Consider the following 17455-nt stretch of genomic DNA (forward strand, 5'->3'; position numbering starts at 1 on the left):
GCGAACCACGGAGGACACGCCATGGCCCAGAACGGCTCGGACCGATGCGAGGGCGCGGCCCCCCGAACCACCCGCAACAGCTCGGACCAGCGCGGGGCGGCGACCCCCCGCTTCGGCGGGGGAGCTCCCCGGAGCGCCGGCTCGGACGCGCTGCTCGACGCCGTCCGGAACGGCGCCACCGGCCCCGAGCTGCGGGACATCGAGCTGCCGACCCGGTTCCGCGCCGCGTTCACCCGCAAGGACGAGGTCGGGATCTTCGAGGGCCAGGCCGACAAGGACGTCCGCCGGTCGCTGCACGTCGGCGACGTCGAGATGCCGGAGCTCGCGCCGGACGAGTGCGTCGTCGCGGTGATGTCCGCCGCGATCAACTTCAACACGGTCTGGTCGGCGATCTTCGAGCCGGTCCCCACGTTCGCGTTCCTGGAGAAGTTCGGGCGGCAGGGCTGGTACGGCGCGCGGCACGACCTGCCGTACCACGTCCTCGGGTCGGACGGCGCGGGCGTCGTCGTCCGCACCGGCAGCGGCGTGAAGAGCTGGAAGCCCGGCGACAAGGTCGTGCTGTCCCCGTCCTACGTCGACGAGGAGGACCACGGCTCCTACGACGACGGCATGATGAGCGAGACGCAGCTCGCCTGGGGCTTCGAGACGAACTTCGGCTCGCTCGGCGAGTACTGCATCGTCAAGGCGAACCAGCTCATCCGCAAGCCCGCCCACCTGACCTGGGAGGAGGCGGGCTCGAACACGCTGTGCGCCGGCACCGCCTACCGGATGCTGGTCGGTCCGCACGGCGCCCGCATGAAGCAGGGCGACGTCGTGCTGATCTGGGGCGCGACCGGCGGGCTCGGCTCGTTCGCGACGCAGCTCGTGAGGAACGGCGGCGGCATCCCGGTCGGCGTCGTGTCGTCGGACGAGAAGGCCGAGATCGTCCGGTCGCAGGGCTGCGAGCACGTCATCAACCGCAACGACCTGGACCTCGGCGACCAGGGACTGCGCCACCCGAAGGCCGGACGGATGCTCGGCGAGGCGATCCGCCGCCTCGCCGGCGAGGACCCGGGCATCGTCTTCGAGTACCTCGGACGCGAGACGTTCGGGGCGTCCGTGTACGTCGCGAAGCGCGGCGGCAAGGTCGTGACCTGCGGATCGTCCACCGGGTACCGGCACGAGTACGACAACCGGTTCCTGTGGATGCGGCTCAAGAGCATCATCGGCTCGCACGGCTTCAACTACCACGAGGCCGTCGAGGTCAACCGGCTGATCGGCCTCGGCATGGTCCACCCGACGCTCTCGAAGGTCTTCCCGCTGGACGAGGCGGGCGACGCGACCCGCGCCGTCCAGACGAACCAGCACGTCGGGAAGGTCGCCGTCCTGTGCGGGGCGACGGCGGAGGGGCAGGGCGTGGACGACCCGGCGCTCCGGGAGCGCATCGGCGAACGGAAACTCAACCTCTACCGCCGCTGAAAGACCAGCCCGTTTTGGACGACGCGGCGGCCGCCGTTCGCGGTGGCGTGTCCGCGTGGTCGCATTCGGCGTGCTCGCGTGCCCTCGACCAGCGTGTTCGCGGCGTTTCGGCTGGTGGCCTCCGCGCGCCCGGCCTTAGCCGATGTGTTCGCATGGTTTCCGTCGGTGTGTTCGAGTTGATTCAGCTCGGCGCCCCGGCTCGTTCGACGCGGTGCGGGCCGCCGCGGATTCGCCTGCCCAGGCCGTATGGTTCCTTTCGACGTGCATAGAAGGCGGATTGAAAAACGACTGATTGACTGTAGGACGAACAAATCGCGATTCTTGGGGCGGCATGAGGGGTCCCCGTCCCGGGCTTTGGCCAGTGCGCATGCCGACAGCTCCCGTCCATGCCGCAAGGAGTCGCGTAATGAAGCGCCGAACCCTGCTCGCCTGCGCCATTCTCGGCGCGGGCATCCTCGCCCCCGCCGCCGGAGCGTCCGCCTCGCCCGTGTCCCCCGCCGCGCCCCCGGCCCCGTCCGCCGCGCCCAACCCGAACGCCCCGAAGCGCGGCGCCGTCGCCGGCGCCCACGCCTTCACGCCGAACACGAAGAACGCCCCGGCCGTTCAGCGTTTCCGCGAACTGCATCGTTCCCGCGTGCAGGGACAGCAGCGCCGCGAGCAGCTCCACCATTTCTGGGGCGTCGAACCCGCCGCCGGAAGCCACGACGGAATGCAGGCGACGCAGAGCGTCGACACCAGTTACAAGGTGTCCTTCAACGGGGACTTCACCTATACGCCGACCATCAAGGCCGCCGGGTCCTGTATGGAGATCACGACCGTATACTCGGTGACCGTCGGAAACGAGATATGGGCCTGGGACTGGTGCGGCGGCAATGGTCCCAAGAAGGAAGTGAAAATGGACGCTTCCTTCATGTCGACCTATACCACGAACGTGAACGGACATCCCGCCTACAGCGTCCAGCTCGTCAAGACGGGCGGCAGCAACGCCTGGTCGGCCTACCTCTACAACCAGAACACCAAGGCGTGGGAGCTCTTCTACAGCAAGTCGGGCACCGACACGAGCGAGCTCAAGTACGGCTGGGACATCTTCGAGTTCTACGCGACCCGCGACACGAGCACCGGCAACGCCTACTACTGCAAGGACGCGAAGAACGTCGTGTTCGAAAGCAGTTCCATCCAGCTCCGGCAGAACAACGCCTGGCGGCCGGCGGGCCCGTCCGACTCGCCGTGGCAGCCCACCGCCAACCCGAACCCGAGCGACTACCTGTGCCCGTCGCTGAAGTTCGAGCGGACCGGCGCGAACGACCATTGGATCGTCCGCCAATGACGCCGGTGCCGCTTGTGAGATCGTCCCGCTGAATCTGGACGCCGCTGAACGCGGGACGCCGCGCCACGGCGGACGATCGCGCACCCCGCCGCGCGATCGGGCCGCCGTGGCACCGGCATGCCCGCCCCCTCGTGTTATAGATCGAGGTAGCACGCCTGGCGTCGATCGGAGCGGGGGCTCGCATGACGTACGTGCCGCAGCACGGCCCGGCCATCACCTTCCTCGGGGTGCCGCACTGCACCTGGTCGGACCCGTCCACCTACGCGGACGCCGACGTGGTCATCCTGGGCGCCCCGTTCGACGGCGGCACGTCCCACCGGCCGGGGACCCGGTTCGGCCCGCAGTACATCCGGCAGAGCTGCTACCTGCCGCACGACGGCTCGCGCCCGTCCCTCGCCCTCCGCGTGGACGGCCTCCAAGGCGACCTCACGGTCTACGATGCCGGGGACGTGCTGATGTACTCCGGCGACGCGGAACGTTCCGTCCGCGATCTCCAGGCGGCGGTGTACGCGGTCGCCCGAACCGGGGCGATCCCGCTCATCCTGGGCGGCGACCACACCATCGCCTGGCCGGACGCCGCCGGGGTGGCGCAGCACATCGGCCGGGGCCGCGTCTCGATGGTCCATTTCGACGCGCACGCCGACACCGGCGACACCGCCTTCGGATCCCTCGTCGGGCACGGACAGCCCATGCGCCGCCTGATCGAGTCCGGCGCCCTGCGCGGCGACCGGTTCCTGCAACTCGGCCTGCGCGGCTACTGGCCGGGCCCGGAAACGCTGTCCTGGATGGCCGAGCAGGGCATGCGCTCATACGAGATGAGCGAGATCGTCGCGCGCGGCCTGGACGAATGCCTGACAGAAGCATTCGAGATCGCCGTAGACGAGTGCGACGGAGTCTTCCTCTCAGTCGACATCGACGTATGCGACCCGGGCCACGCCCCCGGCACCGGCACCCCCGAGCCAGGCGGCCTGACCGGACGCCAACTCCTGGACGCAGTCCGCCGCGTAACCTACGAACTCCCAGTAGTAGGCGTGGACGTCGTCGAAGTCTCCCCGCCCTACGACCACGCGGACATCACATCCCTACTGGCGAACCGAGTCGTCCTAGAGGCCCTGTCCGGCATAGCGCGCCGCCGCCGAGACGCCCGCAACGGCACAACCTGGGACCCGACCCTCCCGCTCCTAGAAGACCGCTGACCACTCGGACTGGATGAGGGCCCCGCAAGCCGCCTTCAATGTTCAGATCGGGAGCAGTCAGCGTGCTGGACGGGAACTGCGCCTGTGCCCCATCCGGATTCCGCTCAGGACGAGGTTGATCAGGAACACGATGATCCCGATGATGAGCAGGTAGAACATCCCCTTCACCACGACGCCGACGATTCCGAGGGCGACCGCCACCAACAGGATGAACAGGAACAAGGCCACGTGGAATCCCCTCCTCGTTGTCGCGCCTTCCGGGCGCCGCGCGTCACCCGCATGCCCGCGGAGCGCTCGGGTCGCGACGTCCGACGGCCGCCTCAGCGGCGGGCGAGGCGACGTTCGTCCGGGGCGGCCTGATAGGGCAGCTCGTAGTGATCGAAGACCGCCTGTTCGTCACCGGCGAGGAGCTCGCCGTCCGTGCCGATCGACGGCGAGCTCTTGACCTGTTTCTTGCCGTACGCGACGCGGACGTACTCCGGCCCCACCTTCGCCCCGTCCAGCGGCACGAACACAAGCCGCTGCCGGGTCGGCAGGCCCATCCGCACGGTCAGGAACGACGGCCGATCCGTCCCGGTGTCGACGTAGACGGCCTCCAACTGACCGATCTTGCTACCGGACTCGTCGACCACGTCACGCCCACGCCACTGCCGGATGTCCTCGATCTCGCACATGTCATGTCCAGCCCTCGGGTACCAACCCCCTGCTACAAGACAACTACCCAGCTCACGCGATATAAGCCCGCCCGCCCCAGCCCGACCAAACAAACCCCCAACACCCCAAAAGCCTGCTCAACAGCCAAACACCCGCCCGCCGCCGCGCCGGTGACACGACGCTGCGACGGCGCCGTCGCGGCTCCCTCGCGGAGGGCGGCGTCCGGCCGGAGTCGGTCGCGGGGCGACCTAAACTTTGCGCCTGGGCACGTCACGGGTCATGATTTGCCCCACACAGACCACATAAGTAAGCATTTACCCCCTGTGAGTGGCGCGCGACGCAGCGGGACCGAGAGCTGGGAGGTTCTGTGGCGGACGCGAGTTCGACCACCGACGGGCGCCCCTGGGCGGATCTGCCGAGAGACCTGGCGGACCACATGCGGCCGCACCTCGACGAGGTGGCCGACGACATGATCCAGGAGATCCAGACGCGCGTCAGCGAGTACGACCGGCCGGGCGACGGCTCCTACTCCGGGACGCTCCGGCTCGCGGTCGAGCGCGTGCTCCACTTCTTCGTCGACCGGGTGGCCGATCCCGGCCACGACTCCGCGCCGGTGGCCGACTTCTTCCGCGCCATCGGCCGCGGCGAGGCCGGTGAGGGGCGCAGCCTCGACGCCATGCAGACCGCGATGCGGGTCGGCGGCATGGTCGCGTGGCGGCGGCTCACCGAGGGCGCGGACGTCCTGCACGTGTCCCCGCGGACGCTCGGCGCCGTCGGCGAGGTGCTGATGGAGTTCCAGGACGAGCTCGCGCACGCCGCCGCCGAGGGATACTCGCAGGCCAGGGCAGCCGTCGCGGGCGAGATGCAGCGCCGCCGCAAGCGCCTGCTCGACCTGCTGTTCGCCGACCCGCCGGCCGCGCGGGAGGCGATCGCCGACCTCGCCGCCGCCGCGCACTGGCCCGTCCCGCGGACGGTCGCGGCGGTCGCGCTCGGCCGGCCCCGGGACGCCCGCCAGCCCGCGTTTCCGCCGGACGTCCTCGCCGACCTGACCCGCCGCACCCCCAGCCTGATCGTCCCCGACCCGGACGGGCCCGGCCGGGCGAAGCTCGTCGACCGAGCCCTGGCCGGGACGCTCGCCGTCGTCGGCCCGACCGTCCCGCTGATGGAGGCGGCACGTTCCATCCAGTGGGCGCGCAAGACGCTGTGCCTCGTCCAGCGCGGCGTCATCGAGGCGGACGACGGCCCGGGCGGCCAGAGCGGCGTGATCCGCTGCGTCGAGCACATGTCGACGCTGATCCTCTTCCAGGACGAGGGGCTCATCACCTCGCTCGCCGACCTGCGCCTCGCCCCCCTGGCGCACCTGCGCCCGAGCCAGCAGGACCGCCTGGCCGAGACCCTGCTCGCCTGGCTCCAGTCGGGACGCAACGCCAACGAGGTCGCGATGCGGTTGCACGTCCACCCGCAGACCGTCCGGTACCGGCTCCGTCAGCTGGAGGAGCTGTTCGGCGACCAGCTCCTCGACCCCGATCTGCGCTTCGACCTGGAGATCGTGCTGCGCGCCCGCGCGCTGCTCGCGGAGAACGCGGGGGAGCGCATCGTCCCGTCATCGCACGCGGCGGTCGGCGACTCAGGAGAGGTCGTCACCTTCCACCGCAACTGACCTCGCCAATACCGCACACCTCGCCGACCCAGCACAAACTCGGCCCCGGTCCAGGCGTCATGTTGCGGCGTGAGGAAGAAACGACTGGCGGGGGCGGAGGCGTTCGGCGGTGGCGACGCGTTCGGCGAGGCGGGTCTGGGCGTCGCAGAGGAGCCACAGTTCGCCCTCGTCAAGCGCGACTATCTGCTGGAGGCAGCCGTTCGACCGCTGGTAATCCGACAAAGGAGTGATCCGGGTGGCCCGCAGGCCGTCGTCCGAGCGCTCGTTGTGCCAGCCGGGCATGCACATGATCACCGACATCGCGCGGGCTCCCTTGGTGGGTCTATGGTGGGTCTACCATAAGCCGACCAAGCATCGCCCACAATGCCCTCACGAGATACCCAAGAGGGCTTCAGGAATGGTGGGATCTGTACGGTGTGAGGTCAACGGACTATCCGGAGCAGGTTCCGAAATGCCGCGACCCCCCACGAAGGCACAGGCGATCACGAACGCGTTGGCGGCACGCATCGTCGAGGGCGACCTCGAACCCGGGGCGTGGCTGCCGTCCGAGCGGGAGCTGGCGCGCGAGTACGGGGCCGACCGGTCGACCGTCCGGCGGGCTCTGCGGATGCTGGCCGAGCAGGAACTCGTCCAGCTGCGGCACGGCGCGGGCGCCCAGGTGCGGACGGCGCGGCGGGTGCGGCGCGCGGCGGCCGACATCACCCGGCAGGTCGGCGCCTGGCGCGGGTTCCACGTGTCCGCCCGGCGGGACGGCCGCGTCCCGTTCACCCGGACGACCGTCACCGAGGTGGAGGCGGACGAACGGCTCGCCCAGCGCCTGGACGTCCCCCCAGGGACGCGCGTACTGGAACGGGCGCGCGTCCAGGGCGTGGAGGGCGAACCGCCCATTCAGACGGCGACAACCTGGGTAATCCTGGACGTGGTGGAGCAGATCCCCATCCTGCGCCAGGTCGACACCGGCCCGGGTGGGATCTACTCCCGCCTGGAGGAGGCAGGGCGCCGGATCACGTTCGAGGAGACGGTGACGTGCCGACTCCCGCGCACGGACGAGCAGAGCACGCTGGACATCGGCCCCGACCGGCCCGTCCTGACGCTGTGGCGCCGCGCGTGCGACCAGGACGGCCGCGTCGTCGAGGTCACCCACCGGGTGGTGGTCGGCGACCGGCACGAACTCGTCTACCGCTACGGGTCGGGAGTCTGAGAAATGAGCGAAGCCCCAGACACGGACGGCGAGAAACCCGCCGTCCGCCAGGTCGGTACCAGGGTCGTCTACGAGAACCCGTGGATGGTCGTCCGTGAGGACGAGGTCGAGCGCCTGGACGGTTCACGCGGCATCTATGGGGTCGTCGACAAGCCCGACTTCGTTCTCGTCATTCCCGTCGAGAACGACGGGTTCCACCTGGTGGAGGAATACCGCTATCCCATTGGGAAGCGCACGTGGAGTTTCCCGCAGGGTTCGCTGCCAGGTCGGCGTGACGCCGACCCAGAGGAACTCGCCCATCTTGAACTGGCGCAGGAGACCGGCCTCCGCGCGGGCGAACTGACCCACCTCGGCTATCTGAACTGCTCACACGGGACGAGCGGCCAAGGCTTCAACGTCTTCGTGGCGTCCGACCTGAGGGCGGGCCAGGCCGACCGTGAGCACGAGGAACAGGACATGCGCCAGAAGTGGATGTCCAGGGACGAGTTCACGACCCTCGTACGGGACGGCCGCATCACCGACGACTCGACCCTGGCCGCCTACGCGCTTCTCCTCATGCACGAGGCGAAATAGTCAACGTCACGCGGGTTCGCCAAGCCCCGCAGGAATGACGACCCGAATTCGGCATCCGCTCGGTGTGTCCATGACGGTGATGTCGCCGCCGTGCAGCTCCGTCGCCCAGCTAGCGATGGCGAGGCCGAGGCCGGTGCCGCCGCCCGGCGTTCCCGCCCGCGGACCGGACGCCGACCCCCGCGAGAACCGCTCGAACACCCGCGTCCTCTCCTCGGGCGGAATCCCCGGGCCCTCGTCGGCGACGTCGATGACGAGGCCGCCCGTCCCGCCGAGCGGCCGCGCGGTGACGGTGACGGGACGTCCCGCCGGGCCGTGCCGCGCCGCGTTGTCCAGCAGGTTCGCGACGACCTGGTGCAGCCGGTCGCGGTCGGCGCGGGCGCGCAGCCCGGCCGGGACGTCGGACGCGAACAGGGCGTCCGGATGCCCGGCGGCGGCCTCGGCGGTGACGTCCGCGACGAACGCGGCGACGTCGACGTCGGTCACGTCCAGGACCGCCGCGCCCGCCTCGACCCGCGACAGGTCGAGGAGCTGCGTGACGAGCCGTCCGAGCCGCTCGGTCTGCTCCAGCGCGGACGCGAGGACGTCCGGCGTCGCGGGCGTGACGCCGTCCGCGACGTTCTCCAGCACGGCCCGCAGCGCGCTGATCGGGGTGCGCAGCTCGTGCGACACGTTCGCGACGAACTCGCGGCGCTGCCGGTCGACCTCGGCGAGGTCGGCGGCCATCCGGTTGAACGCCTGCGCCAGCTCGCCGACCTCGTCCCGGGACGTGGCGCGCACCCGGCGGCTGTAGTCGCCGCGCGCCATCGTCCGCGCCGCCGCCGTCATCTCCCGCAGCGGCGCCGTCATCCCGTGCGCGAGGAGCTGCGTCACGACCAGCGAGATGAGCACGCCGACCGGCATCGTCTGCCGCGCCCGGAACCCGAGCGGATACCCCCACAGCACGATCAGGACCGCGACGCACGCCGTCACCACGACCACGACGCCGAACTTCACCTTGATGGACCGCAACGGATCCAACGGCCGAGGCAACCGCGCCCAAGCCCGATAAACGACAGCCGTCACGACGCCCACCTTTCTGGGGGATGACCCTCAGGCCCCCGCTGGTCCCGTCGTGATCCTCGCTCCGCTCCGGTCACGACGCGACCTCCAGGCTGTAGCCCACCCCGTGGACGGTGCGGATCAGTTCTTGGCCGAGTTTGCGGCGCAGGGCCTTCACGTGGCTGTCGACGACGCGGGTTCCGGAGGCGTCCGCCCAGTCCCACACCTGTTCGAGCAGGACGGCCCGCGTCAGCACCGCGCCCCGGTTGCGCAGCAGGCAGGCGAGCAGGTCGAACTCCGTCGGCGTGAGATGCACCTCGCGGCCGTCCATGACGACGCGACGCGCCCGCCGGTCGACCTCCAGCGCGCCCATCCGCACCAGCGCGCCGTCGGTCTCCGGCGCGGGACGCTCCACCCGCCGCAGCACCGCCCGCACCCGCGCCACGAGCTCGCGCATGCTGAACGGCTTGGTCACGTAGTCGTCCGCGCCGACGCCGAGGCCGACCAGGACGTCGGTCTCGTCGTCCCGCGCGGTCAGCATCAGCACCGGCACCGGGCGTTCCGCCTGCACGCGGCGGCAGACCTCCAGGCCGTCGAAGCCGGGCAGCATCACGTCCAGGACGATGAGGTGGGGCGCGTACTCGCGGGCGCGCCGGACGGCCGCGGGGCCGTCCCCGGCGACCTCGACGGCGAACCCCTCCGCCGCCAGCCGGTCGGCGACGGCCCGCGCGATCGTCGGCTCGTCCTCGACGATGAGAATGCGCGTTTCGTTCCCAGTCACGTCCAAACTCTAGAAGCAGGTCATGGACGTGAAGGGCCGGAGTTGTGCGTGACTCGTGAAGATCTCCTTTTGCGGCTAGAAGGTCCAGGTATGGACGGGGGCGTTGTCCCGCATCCGGTCCGCGTAGGCGCGGGTCATCATGCGGAGGGCGTCATGGCGTGGGATGCCGTAGGACTTCTCGATGTTCTCGACGGCGCGGATCTGCCAGGCGGCGCCGGTCTGGCCGGTGACGCAGCGGCGTTCGACGATGCCGAGCAGGCGGTCGCGGCGGGCCGGGTCGACGCCCCACAGTTCGAGTCCCTCGTGGGCGAGGGGGAGCAGCTTGCGCAGGATCAGCTCGGCGGCCGGGACCTCGCCCACGCCGGGCCAGTACAGGGTGGCGTCGAGGCCGTCGCGAGCGGCGCGGTGCAGGTTCTCCTCGGCGGTGGCGAAGGACATGCGCGACCAGACGGGACGGTCGTCCTCGGCCAGCATGCGGACGACGCCGTAGTAGAAGGCGCCGTTGGCGACGACGTCCGCGACGGTGGGCCCCGCAGGCAGGACGCGGTTCTCGACGCGAAGATGGGGACGACCCTTGACGACGGCGTAGATGGGACGGTTCCAGCGGTAGATGGTGCCGTTGTGCAGGGTCAGTTCGCCCAGTTCGGGGATGCCGCCCTCGTCCAGGACGGCCCGCGGGTCCTCTTCGTCGCAGAGAGGCAGGAGCGCGGGGAAGTAGCGCGTGTTCTCCTCGAACAGGTCGAACACCGACGTGATCCAGCGTTCACCGAACCACACCCGCGGCCGGACGCCCTGGGCCTTGAGCTCCTCCGGACGGGTGTCGGTGGCCTGTTCGAACAACGTGATGCGCGTTTCCTGCCAGAGCTGGTGCCCGAACAGGAACGGGGAGTTCGCGCCCATCGCGACCTGCGCGCCGGCGATGGCCTGGGCCGCGTTCCAGTAAGCGCCGAACTGCTCAGGGCTCACCTGGAGATGGAACTGGACGCTCGTACACGCGGCCTCGGGGATGATGGTGTCCGTGTGCAGTTGCAACGGCTCCGGGCCGTCGATCGCGATGTGCATCTCCTCGCCGCGTGCCGCGAAGATCTGGTCGTTGAGCATCTTGTAGCGGGCGTTGGCGGAGAGCGCCTCCTCTCCTATGTCGGCGCGGCGCAGCGTCGGCAGGACGCCGATCATGGCGAGCCTGCCGCCGACCTCCCGCGCGCGGTCGTCGGCGTGTTCGAGATGGTCGCGGACCTCCGCCTCCAACTCGCCCGTGCCCTCCCCGCCCAGCTCGCGCGGGGGGATGTTGATCTCCAGGTTGAACTGGCCGAGCTCCGTTGCCCAGGCCGGGTCGGCGATCGCCTTGAGCACGTCGGCGTTCCGCATCAGCGGGTCGCCGAGCTCGTCGATCAGGTTGAGTTCGATCTCAAGGCCGATATGGGGGCGCTCAAAGTCGAACTGGGATTCGCCCAGCATGCGGGCCAGCACGTCGAGGCACCTGCGCACCTTGTCGCGGTACCGCCGCCGGTCCTCGCCGCTGATGGTGACCGAAGCCACGTCCCTGCCCATGTGTCCGTCCCTGTGCTTCGGAGGAACCGTCACAAACGGGATGTCCCAGCGGGGGTAGGCGAAAACCAGGCGCTTGATTTTCGGCTCCCCGATTTGTGACCGGCCGGTAGCGTGTGTGCGCCGTCCGGGAAGCGGCAACTCCAGCGGGGAGGGGCCATATGCGCATGCGCCCCCGGTCCATCAGGGCCAGGGACACGCTCGTCGCCGCGGTGCTCGCGGCGCTCGTGCTCGGCGTCACCGCGGCCGGGGCGGACATCGCCGTGCGCGGGGCCGTCAAGGCGGATCTCCTGCGCGGCACGCAGGTCGAGGGACGGCGGGCCAGCGGCGGCGTCCGCGACGGGTCGCTGGACGGCCAGATCCCGGACGACACGCGCGGCCGCGTCCTCGTGCAGGTCGTGGAACGCGGCGGACGTGTGGCGAACGCGACACCCGCCGCAACGGACAGACCCCCGGTGAGCAGACTCTGGCCGTCGAGCAACCTGCGGATCCGCGACTACACCGAATGCAACGGAACGTGGCCGGGTCGTGACTGCTATGTCACCGAGGCGATCAGGGTCTCCACGGCGCCCGACTCGGTGGTCGTGTACGCGTCCGAGCGGGTGCCGTCCTACCTGGTGAACGGGCTGTTGGAGGGCGTTCTCGGCGCGGCCGTGCTGCTGCTCTCCGGGCTCTCCGCGTGGATCACCTGGTTGATCGTCGGCCGCACCCTCGGCCCGGTCGAGGCGATCCGCGCGCAGCTCGCCGAGATCAGCGCGAGCGACCTCAGCCGGCGCGTGCCCGAGCCGTCCGGCCAGGACGAGATCGCCGAACTGGCCCGCACCGCCAACGCGACGCTCGACCGGCTGGAGCGGGCCGTCGGGCGGCAGCGGCAGTTCGCCTCGGACGCGTCCCACGAGCTGCGCACCCCGATCGCCGGGCTGCGCGCGAACCTCGAAGACGCCTCCATGCACCCGGACGACAACGACCTGCGCGCCGTCGTGGAGTCGGCCCTGCGCGACACCGACCGGCTGGAGTCGATCGTCACGGACCTGCTGCTCCTCGCCCGCATCGGCACCGGCGGGACGGCCGTGCAGGAGCCGATCGAGCTGTCCGCGCTGGCCGACGCGGAGATCCGCCGCCGCGCCTTCACCATGAAGATCGTCACGGACCTGACGCGGGACGTGCTGGTGCGCGGCGTCCGCATGCAGCTCGTCCGGCTGCTCGGCAACCTGCTCGACAACGCCGAGCGGTACGCCGACTCGCGCATCACCGTCCAGGTGACCAGGGAGAACGGCCGGGCGCTGCTCACCGTCAGCGACGACGGCGCGGGCATCGCGCCCGCCGACCGGGAGCGCGTGTTCGAGCGCTTCACCCGCCTCGACACCGCGCGCAGCCGGGGCGCCGGCGGCGCCGGGCTCGGCCTCGCCATCGCCCGCGAGATCGCGCAGGCGCACGGCGGGACGCTCCGGATCGAGGACGCCCCCTGCGGCGGCGCCCGCCTGGCCCTCCGCCTGCCGCTCGCCGCAGAACCCGTCGACCGCCGCCGCCGCTGACCACGGCAACGCGAAAGGGCCGTCCACAGGGTGTGGACGGCCCTTTTCGACGCGCGCTCGGCGCGGGACTCAGGCGCGGACGGCCTGGATCTCCAGGTTCAGGTCGACCTTGTCGCCCAGCAGGGCCTTGTCGCCCTTGAGCGGGACGTTGAACTCGACGCCCCAGTCCTTGCGGTTGATGGTCGTGGACGCGGAGAACCCGGCGCGCGTGCCGCCCCACGGGTCCTCGGCGACGCCGTTGTACTCGACCGCGAGGGAGACCGGACGGGTGACCCCCTTGATCGTCAGCTCGCCGTCGAGGTAGTACTCGCCGTCCTCGGCGCGGACGCCCGTGGCGGCGAAGGTCATGTTCGGGTGGTTCTCGACGTCCAGCACGTCGGCGGTGCGGATGTGCGCGTCGCGGTCGGCGTTGCGGGTGTCGATCGAGGCGACCTTGATCTCCGCCGTGGCGGTGGAGTCGGCCAGCTCGTCGGCGATCTGGACCGTCCCGCTGAACTCGGTGAACGTGCCCCGGACCTTGGTCATGAGGTGCCGGATGACGAAGGTGACCTCGGAGTGCGCGGGGTCGATGTTCCAGGTCCCGGTGGTCAGTTCGGGTGCGACTGCGGCGATGCTCATGGGTACTCCTCTGGGTGGTCGACGGCACTGACCGGACGACAAGTGTGGCTGGTGCTTGAATCTTCAACGACTCGTCGAAGGTTAGTTGAGGGTTCAAACACAAGTCAAACCCGCGATTGTTCCCGGGGCGTGCAACCCGATTCCCGGCTCGTGCGTAGACAGCGGGCACAGAGGCGCACGGACGGGCGGGCGTGGACGGCGAGGAGGCCGTCCGTCCGGCGTCCACGACCATCGGGAGTCTTCGTGAGCGACGAAACCACGGCGCGCGGCGTGCCCGGACCACCAGTCGCGATACCGGTCGTGCTGGCGGTCGCGGCCGTGCTCGTGTCCGGATGCGGCGGCGGGGGCGGGACCGCCGGCAAGGGCGGGGTGTCCCCGGCGGCGGGCGGTGCGCTGCCCCAGGCCACCACCTACACGACCCTCAAGGACCTGCCCGCCGACCCGGCTCCGTCCGCCGCGCTGGACGGCACGGTCGTCCACCCCGCCGAGACGGCCCCGGTGTCGGCGCAGCCCGGCGCGCCCGCCGTCGCCGAGCTGCCCGCCGCCCAGCTCAAGGGCGACACGTGGGTGCCCGTCGTGGAGAGCCGTCCGGGCTGGAAGCGGGTGCTGCTGCCGAGCCGCCCGAACGGCGTCACCGGCTGGATCCCCGACTCCGGCCTGAAGACCGCGCGCAGCGGCCAGGCGATCAAGGTCGACATCAGCGACCGGAAGCTCACCCTCCTGAACGCGGGCCGCCCCGCCGGGTCCTGGCCCGTCGCCGTCGGCGCGCCCAAGACGCCCACCCCCGTCGGACGGACGTTCCTGCTCGCATCGCTGGCCCCGGCCAAGCCGACGTTCAGCCCGCTGATCCTGCCGGTCGGCGCGCACTCCGCGACCCTCGACACCTTCGGCGGCGGCCCCGGGACGGTCGCGTTCCACGGCTGGCCCAGCACGGCCGTCTTCGGCAAGGCCGTCACGCACGGCTGCGTGCGCGTGCCCGCGGACGCCCTGAAACGCCTCGCCAAGGTGCCGCTCGGCACGCCCGTCGTCATCACGGCCTGACGTCCCCCCGAACCGTCTCCACCCCCGACACAGAGGAGAAAACACCGTGCGTTTGCAGGCACTCACGAAGTGCGCGGCCGTCGCCGGCGCGCTCGCGCTGCCCTTCGCGGCCGTCGTCCCCGGCGCGTCCGCGACCACCGGCGGCGCCGGCTCGGCCGTCGCGATCTCGGCGGGCGGGCCCGTCGCCGTCCCGCCGACCCCGGCCGTGACGTCGGACGCCCAGCGGCCCGTCCGCAAGAGCGTCGTCGAGCTGCCGCCGAACCCGATCGTCGAGGCGCGGCTGCTGAACGCCGCAGCCTGGTCGGGCCACGCCCGCGCCTCCGTCGCCGACCTCCGGCTGCTGAAGCTCGGCCTGCGCGCGAGCCTGGTCACCGCCAAATGCGAGAACGGGAACGGCGTCTCGCACCTGGTCAAGGCGACCCTGAACGGCCGCACCCTGAAGGCGGACGCGGCGCCCAACACGGCCGTCACCGTGAACCTGACCGGCGTCGGCTCGGCGACGGTCACGCTGAACCGGCACGTCCGCGACAAGGACGGCAAGCTGACCGTCACGGCCATCGAGGTCAGCGCGACCCTCGCGGGCCAGACCCAGACGATCAGCATCGCCTCCGCGACCTGCGGCAAGGGCGCCCAGCCGGGTGAGCCGGGCCAGCCGCCGTCCGGCCCCTCGGACCCGTCCGACCCGGGCACCCCGTCCACGCCGACGCCCCCGCCCTCAGCGGCCCCGATCCCGACCCCCATCACCGGCGACCTCCCAGTCACCGGCTGAGCCTTGGAGGAGGGCCCGCGCGTCCGGACGCGCGGGCCCTCGCCTTGCTCACACCAGAAACGCGGCCAAGGCGACCAAGACGAACCCGATGCCCATCCCCACAAGCGCGCCGTGCACGATCCCAAGGGCATAGCGGTCGGACGCACCCCGATGCCGCGCATGCGCCCGCTGCGGGTGGCCGTTCATGCCAGCCTCACCCTGAACCAGACCTTGATCTCGTCCTCGGGCAGCACCGTGATGCCCCACTGGTCGCTGAACGCCTCGACCAGGTCCAGCCCGCGACCGCTCTCAGCGCTAGGCGGGGCGGGCGTCCGCCTCCGCGGCTGGACCTCACCGGGCCGGACGCGGTTGTGAACGGAGACCTCGGCCCACTCGCCGACCAGCGTGTACGCCACCCGGACGTCCGGGCCCGTCCCATGCAGGACGGCGTTCGTGAGGATCTCCGACAAAGCCTGGAGAGCATCGTCGATGGCCGGATGCCCGGCACCGCACTCCCGCCCGAGGACGTCCCGCAGCCACTGACGCCCGACCGGCACGCTTCCCACCTCGGTCGGCAGCCGCAGAGACCCCTTGGCCAGCCCCAACCGCGAAACCGAACCCCCGTGATCGACGGGGAGATCGAACGTACGCCTGGCCTGGTGCATCCGGCGCGGCCGCACAGACGACCGGTCCCGGACCACGAGACGCCAGCCCACCCGTCCAACGATTCCCATCAGGCGTCCCCTCGTCCAAGGCAGACGTATTCAGCCGAATACACAGAAGATCCGAACACGGCGCGTCATGAGTCGCTACGCTCCGAGTCTGCGTGACCGTCTGTGGGCTGGCAAGCACTTTGTGTGACCTAGTTCAAAAAATCCGCGGTCACTCGACGGTCGAACTTCTCGGGAGGCAACGATGGCGACAAGACGGACGAGCCCCACGGTCCGCCGTCGACGCTTGGCCGCGATCATGCGTCAGCTCCGCAAGCAGTCGAAGAAGACCCGTGAGGAGGCGGCGACGTTCGCTGGCATCAGCCCAGTGACGATCAGCCGCATCGAGGCAGCGACGCACAACCCGAAGCCCGCCGACATCGCCATGCTCTGTAGGTTCTACGCCGTCGGTGACCGTGAGACCGACGAACTGGTGACGCTGGCCCGCCAGTGCCGGATCAAGGGCTGGTGGCAGAAGTACGACCTGCCGGAGTTCGTCAGCGCGTACACCGGCCTGGAAGAAGAGGCCAACACCCTCCGCCAGTACAGCCTGGACGTGATTCCTGGTCTTCTTCAGACGGATGCCTATGTCCGGGAACTACTCGCGGCAGAGGTGCGGACCTATCCTGAAGAGGAAATCGAACGAGTGGTCACCGTGCGCATGAAGCGACAAGAACGCCTCGCTGGAGGTGATCCGTTGAAGAGTTGGTTCGTCGTCAACGAGGACGCGATCCGGCGACTCGTCGGAGGTTCGACCGTGATGCGCGAACAGCTACAACACCTGGTGACCGCTTCCAGGGGCGACAGCGTGGATCTCCAGGTTCTCCCCTTCGCGGCAGGAGCGCACCCGGCCATTGCCGCTGGTGGCTTCACCGTTCTCGGCTTCCCGGAGCCGATTGACCCGGACGTTGTCTACTTTGAGCTGCGGCCGAACGGGCTGTACCTGGAGCAGCCAGCCGAGGTCGCCACATACTCCACGTTGTTCGATCAACTGCGCGCTCGTGCCCTTGGACCGGTGGAGTCGCGCTCGCTGATCAAGGAAGCAGCCGAGAACCTACCTTGAACGAGGTATGAAGAATGGAACTGAGCAGCGAACTCTCGTGGCGCACGAGTAGCCACGGCGGAGAAGGCGACGCCCATTGCGTAGAGGTCGGTGCGTGGCGGAAGAGCGCTCGCAGCGGAAATAACGGGGGATGTGTCGAGGTCGGAACGTGCGCTTGCTGTGGGACGGCCGTTCGGGACAGTAAGGATCCGGAAGGTCCGAGGTTGGCGTTCAGCGTCGCGTCCTGGCGCACCTTCCACGCCGAGATCTTGGCCGGACGCTACGACCTGCCGTAACCGCCGCTTCGCGACCCTTGGAGGCTGTC

19 protein-coding genes are annotated in these 17455 nt (G+C 70.3%); 11 read left to right on the forward strand and 8 right to left on the reverse strand.

Translation table 11 applies throughout. The features are described from left to right. Nucleotides 1-21: 21 nt before the first annotated feature. The 3 genes from ccrA to speB all read left to right on the forward strand — a co-directional run bounded on the left by ccrA (nt 22) and on the right by speB (nt 3981). Complete coding sequence (gene ccrA / locus FXF68_RS10175; RefSeq protein ID WP_148758670.1) at nt 22-1458, forward strand: crotonyl-CoA carboxylase/reductase; 1437 nt, start codon at nt 22-24, stop codon at nt 1456-1458. Nucleotides 1459-1864: 406 nt separating this feature from the next. Next, a complete protein-coding gene (locus tag FXF68_RS10180) occupies nt 1865-2785 on the forward strand; it encodes a carbohydrate-binding protein (protein ID WP_148758671.1) in 921 nt (306 codons plus the stop codon). 182 nt (nt 2786-2967) lie between these two features. Beyond that, a complete protein-coding gene (gene speB, locus FXF68_RS10185) occupies nt 2968-3981 on the forward strand; it encodes an agmatinase (protein ID WP_148758672.1) in 1014 nt (337 codons plus the stop codon). A gap of 57 nt (nt 3982-4038) precedes the next feature. Here speB and FXF68_RS42260 read toward each other — a convergent pair whose 3' ends face one another. Both FXF68_RS42260 and FXF68_RS10190 read right to left on the reverse strand, forming a co-directional pair. Beyond that, complete coding sequence (locus tag FXF68_RS42260) at nt 4039-4209, reverse strand: hypothetical protein (RefSeq protein WP_187412284.1); 171 nt, start codon at nt 4207-4209, stop codon at nt 4039-4041. Between the two features lie 92 nt (nt 4210-4301). Continuing rightward, complete coding sequence (locus FXF68_RS10190; RefSeq protein ID WP_148758673.1) at nt 4302-4655, reverse strand: PRC-barrel domain-containing protein; 354 nt, start codon at nt 4653-4655, stop codon at nt 4302-4304. Nucleotides 4656-5002: 347 nt separating this feature from the next. Between FXF68_RS10190 and FXF68_RS10195 the strand changes: the two genes are divergently transcribed. Further along, nucleotides 5003-6295 carry a PucR-like N-terminal domain-containing protein gene (locus FXF68_RS10195; RefSeq protein WP_246178608.1) on the forward strand — a complete coding sequence of 431 codons (1293 nt, stop codon included), beginning with the start codon at nt 5003-5005 and terminating at the stop codon, nt 6293-6295. 57 nt (nt 6296-6352) lie between these two features. Here the strand turns inward: FXF68_RS10195 and FXF68_RS10200 are convergent, their stop codons facing one another. Beyond that, the gene (locus tag FXF68_RS10200) at nt 6353-6595 is read right to left on the reverse strand and encodes a hypothetical protein (RefSeq protein ID WP_148758674.1); all 243 of its coding nucleotides are present in this window, start codon (nt 6593-6595) and stop codon (nt 6353-6355) included. A 151-nt stretch (nt 6596-6746) separates the two neighbouring features. Between FXF68_RS10200 and FXF68_RS10205 the strand changes: the two genes are divergently transcribed. Together FXF68_RS10205 and FXF68_RS10210 are read left to right on the forward strand one after the other, a co-directional pair. Beyond that, entirely contained in the window at nt 6747-7496 is a 750-nt protein-coding gene (locus tag FXF68_RS10205; protein WP_148758675.1) for a GntR family transcriptional regulator, read from the forward strand. Nucleotides 7497-7499: 3 nt separating this feature from the next. Then, on the forward strand, nt 7500-8069 hold the full coding sequence (locus FXF68_RS10210; RefSeq protein WP_148758676.1) for an NUDIX domain-containing protein: 570 nt from the start codon (nt 7500-7502) through the stop codon (nt 8067-8069). Nucleotides 8070-8075: 6 nt separating this feature from the next. Here FXF68_RS10210 and FXF68_RS10215 read toward each other — a convergent pair whose 3' ends face one another. The 3 genes from FXF68_RS10215 to FXF68_RS10225 all read right to left on the reverse strand — a co-directional run bounded on the left by FXF68_RS10215 (nt 8076) and on the right by FXF68_RS10225 (nt 11439). Further along, on the reverse strand, nt 8076-9086 hold the full coding sequence (locus FXF68_RS10215) for a sensor histidine kinase (protein ID WP_246178609.1): 1011 nt from the start codon (nt 9084-9086) through the stop codon (nt 8076-8078). 115 nt (nt 9087-9201) lie between these two features. Next, nucleotides 9202-9888: a response regulator transcription factor gene (locus FXF68_RS10220; RefSeq protein WP_246178610.1), complete on the reverse strand. Its 687-nt coding sequence runs from the start codon at nt 9886-9888 to the stop codon at nt 9202-9204. Between the two features lie 75 nt (nt 9889-9963). Further along, nucleotides 9964-11439 carry a glutamate-cysteine ligase family protein gene (locus FXF68_RS10225; protein ID WP_148758678.1) on the reverse strand — a complete coding sequence of 492 codons (1476 nt, stop codon included), beginning with the start codon at nt 11437-11439 and terminating at the stop codon, nt 9964-9966. Between the two features lie 158 nt (nt 11440-11597). Here FXF68_RS10225 and FXF68_RS10230 point away from each other — a divergent pair, with 158 nt between their 5' ends. Further along, nucleotides 11598-12971: a sensor histidine kinase gene (locus FXF68_RS10230; RefSeq protein ID WP_148758679.1), complete on the forward strand. Its 1374-nt coding sequence runs from the start codon at nt 11598-11600 to the stop codon at nt 12969-12971. Nucleotides 12972-13040: 69 nt separating this feature from the next. Here FXF68_RS10230 and FXF68_RS10235 read toward each other — a convergent pair whose 3' ends face one another. Next, the gene (locus FXF68_RS10235; protein WP_148758680.1) at nt 13041-13589 is read right to left on the reverse strand and encodes a YceI family protein; all 549 of its coding nucleotides are present in this window, start codon (nt 13587-13589) and stop codon (nt 13041-13043) included. Nucleotides 13590-13832: 243 nt separating this feature from the next. Between FXF68_RS10235 and FXF68_RS10240 the strand changes: the two genes are divergently transcribed. Together FXF68_RS10240 and FXF68_RS10245 are read left to right on the forward strand one after the other, a co-directional pair. Next, nucleotides 13833-14630, forward strand: a complete 798-nt coding sequence (locus FXF68_RS10240; protein ID WP_148758681.1) for a L,D-transpeptidase — start codon at nt 13833-13835, stop codon at nt 14628-14630. 46 nt (nt 14631-14676) lie between these two features. After that, the gene (locus tag FXF68_RS10245) at nt 14677-15399 is read left to right on the forward strand and encodes a choice-of-anchor P family protein (RefSeq protein WP_148758682.1); all 723 of its coding nucleotides are present in this window, start codon (nt 14677-14679) and stop codon (nt 15397-15399) included. 182 nt (nt 15400-15581) lie between these two features. Here the strand turns inward: FXF68_RS10245 and FXF68_RS10250 are convergent, their stop codons facing one another. Then, on the reverse strand, nt 15582-16112 hold the full coding sequence (locus FXF68_RS10250) for an ATP-binding protein (protein ID WP_148758683.1): 531 nt from the start codon (nt 16110-16112) through the stop codon (nt 15582-15584). Between the two features lie 223 nt (nt 16113-16335). Between FXF68_RS10250 and FXF68_RS10255 the strand changes: the two genes are divergently transcribed. Further along, nucleotides 16336-17151: a helix-turn-helix domain-containing protein gene (locus FXF68_RS10255; protein WP_246178611.1), complete on the forward strand. Its 816-nt coding sequence runs from the start codon at nt 16336-16338 to the stop codon at nt 17149-17151. A gap of 14 nt (nt 17152-17165) precedes the next feature. Next, entirely contained in the window at nt 17166-17426 is a 261-nt protein-coding gene (locus FXF68_RS10260; protein WP_148758685.1) for a DUF397 domain-containing protein, read from the forward strand. The last annotated feature ends 29 nt before the right edge of the window (nt 17427-17455 follow it).

The sequence above is a fragment of the Actinomadura decatromicini genome (assembly GCF_008121305.1).
In the GTDB taxonomy this organism is placed as follows: domain Bacteria; phylum Actinomycetota; class Actinomycetes; order Streptosporangiales; family Streptosporangiaceae; genus Spirillospora; species Spirillospora syzygii.

Excerpts from the sequence above, each read along its gene's own strand:
- speB (WP_148758672.1), top strand. The coding sequence starts at position 2,968 with ATGACGTACGTGCCGCAGCACGGCCCGGCCATCACCTTCCTCGGGGTG.
- FXF68_RS10260 (WP_148758685.1), top strand. The coding sequence starts at position 17,166 with ATGGAACTGAGCAGCGAACTCTCGTGGCGCACGAGTAGCCACGGCGGA.
- FXF68_RS10210 (WP_148758676.1), top strand. The coding sequence starts at position 7,500 with ATGAGCGAAGCCCCAGACACGGACGGCGAGAAACCCGCCGTCCGCCAG.
- FXF68_RS10225 (WP_148758678.1), bottom strand. The coding sequence starts at position 11,439 with ATGGGCAGGGACGTGGCTTCGGTCACCATCAGCGGCGAGGACCGGCGG.
- ccrA (WP_148758670.1), top strand. The coding sequence starts at position 22 with ATGGCCCAGAACGGCTCGGACCGATGCGAGGGCGCGGCCCCCCGAACC.
- FXF68_RS10235 (WP_148758680.1), bottom strand. The coding sequence starts at position 13,589 with ATGAGCATCGCCGCAGTCGCACCCGAACTGACCACCGGGACCTGGAAC.
- FXF68_RS10180 (WP_148758671.1), top strand. The coding sequence starts at position 1,865 with ATGAAGCGCCGAACCCTGCTCGCCTGCGCCATTCTCGGCGCGGGCATC.
- FXF68_RS10230 (WP_148758679.1), top strand. The coding sequence starts at position 11,598 with ATGCGCATGCGCCCCCGGTCCATCAGGGCCAGGGACACGCTCGTCGCC.
- FXF68_RS10205 (WP_148758675.1), top strand. The coding sequence starts at position 6,747 with ATGCCGCGACCCCCCACGAAGGCACAGGCGATCACGAACGCGTTGGCG.
- FXF68_RS10200 (WP_148758674.1), bottom strand. The coding sequence starts at position 6,595 with ATGTCGGTGATCATGTGCATGCCCGGCTGGCACAACGAGCGCTCGGAC.
- FXF68_RS10250 (WP_148758683.1), bottom strand. The coding sequence starts at position 16,112 with ATGGGAATCGTTGGACGGGTGGGCTGGCGTCTCGTGGTCCGGGACCGG.
- FXF68_RS10190 (WP_148758673.1), bottom strand. The coding sequence starts at position 4,655 with ATGTGCGAGATCGAGGACATCCGGCAGTGGCGTGGGCGTGACGTGGTC.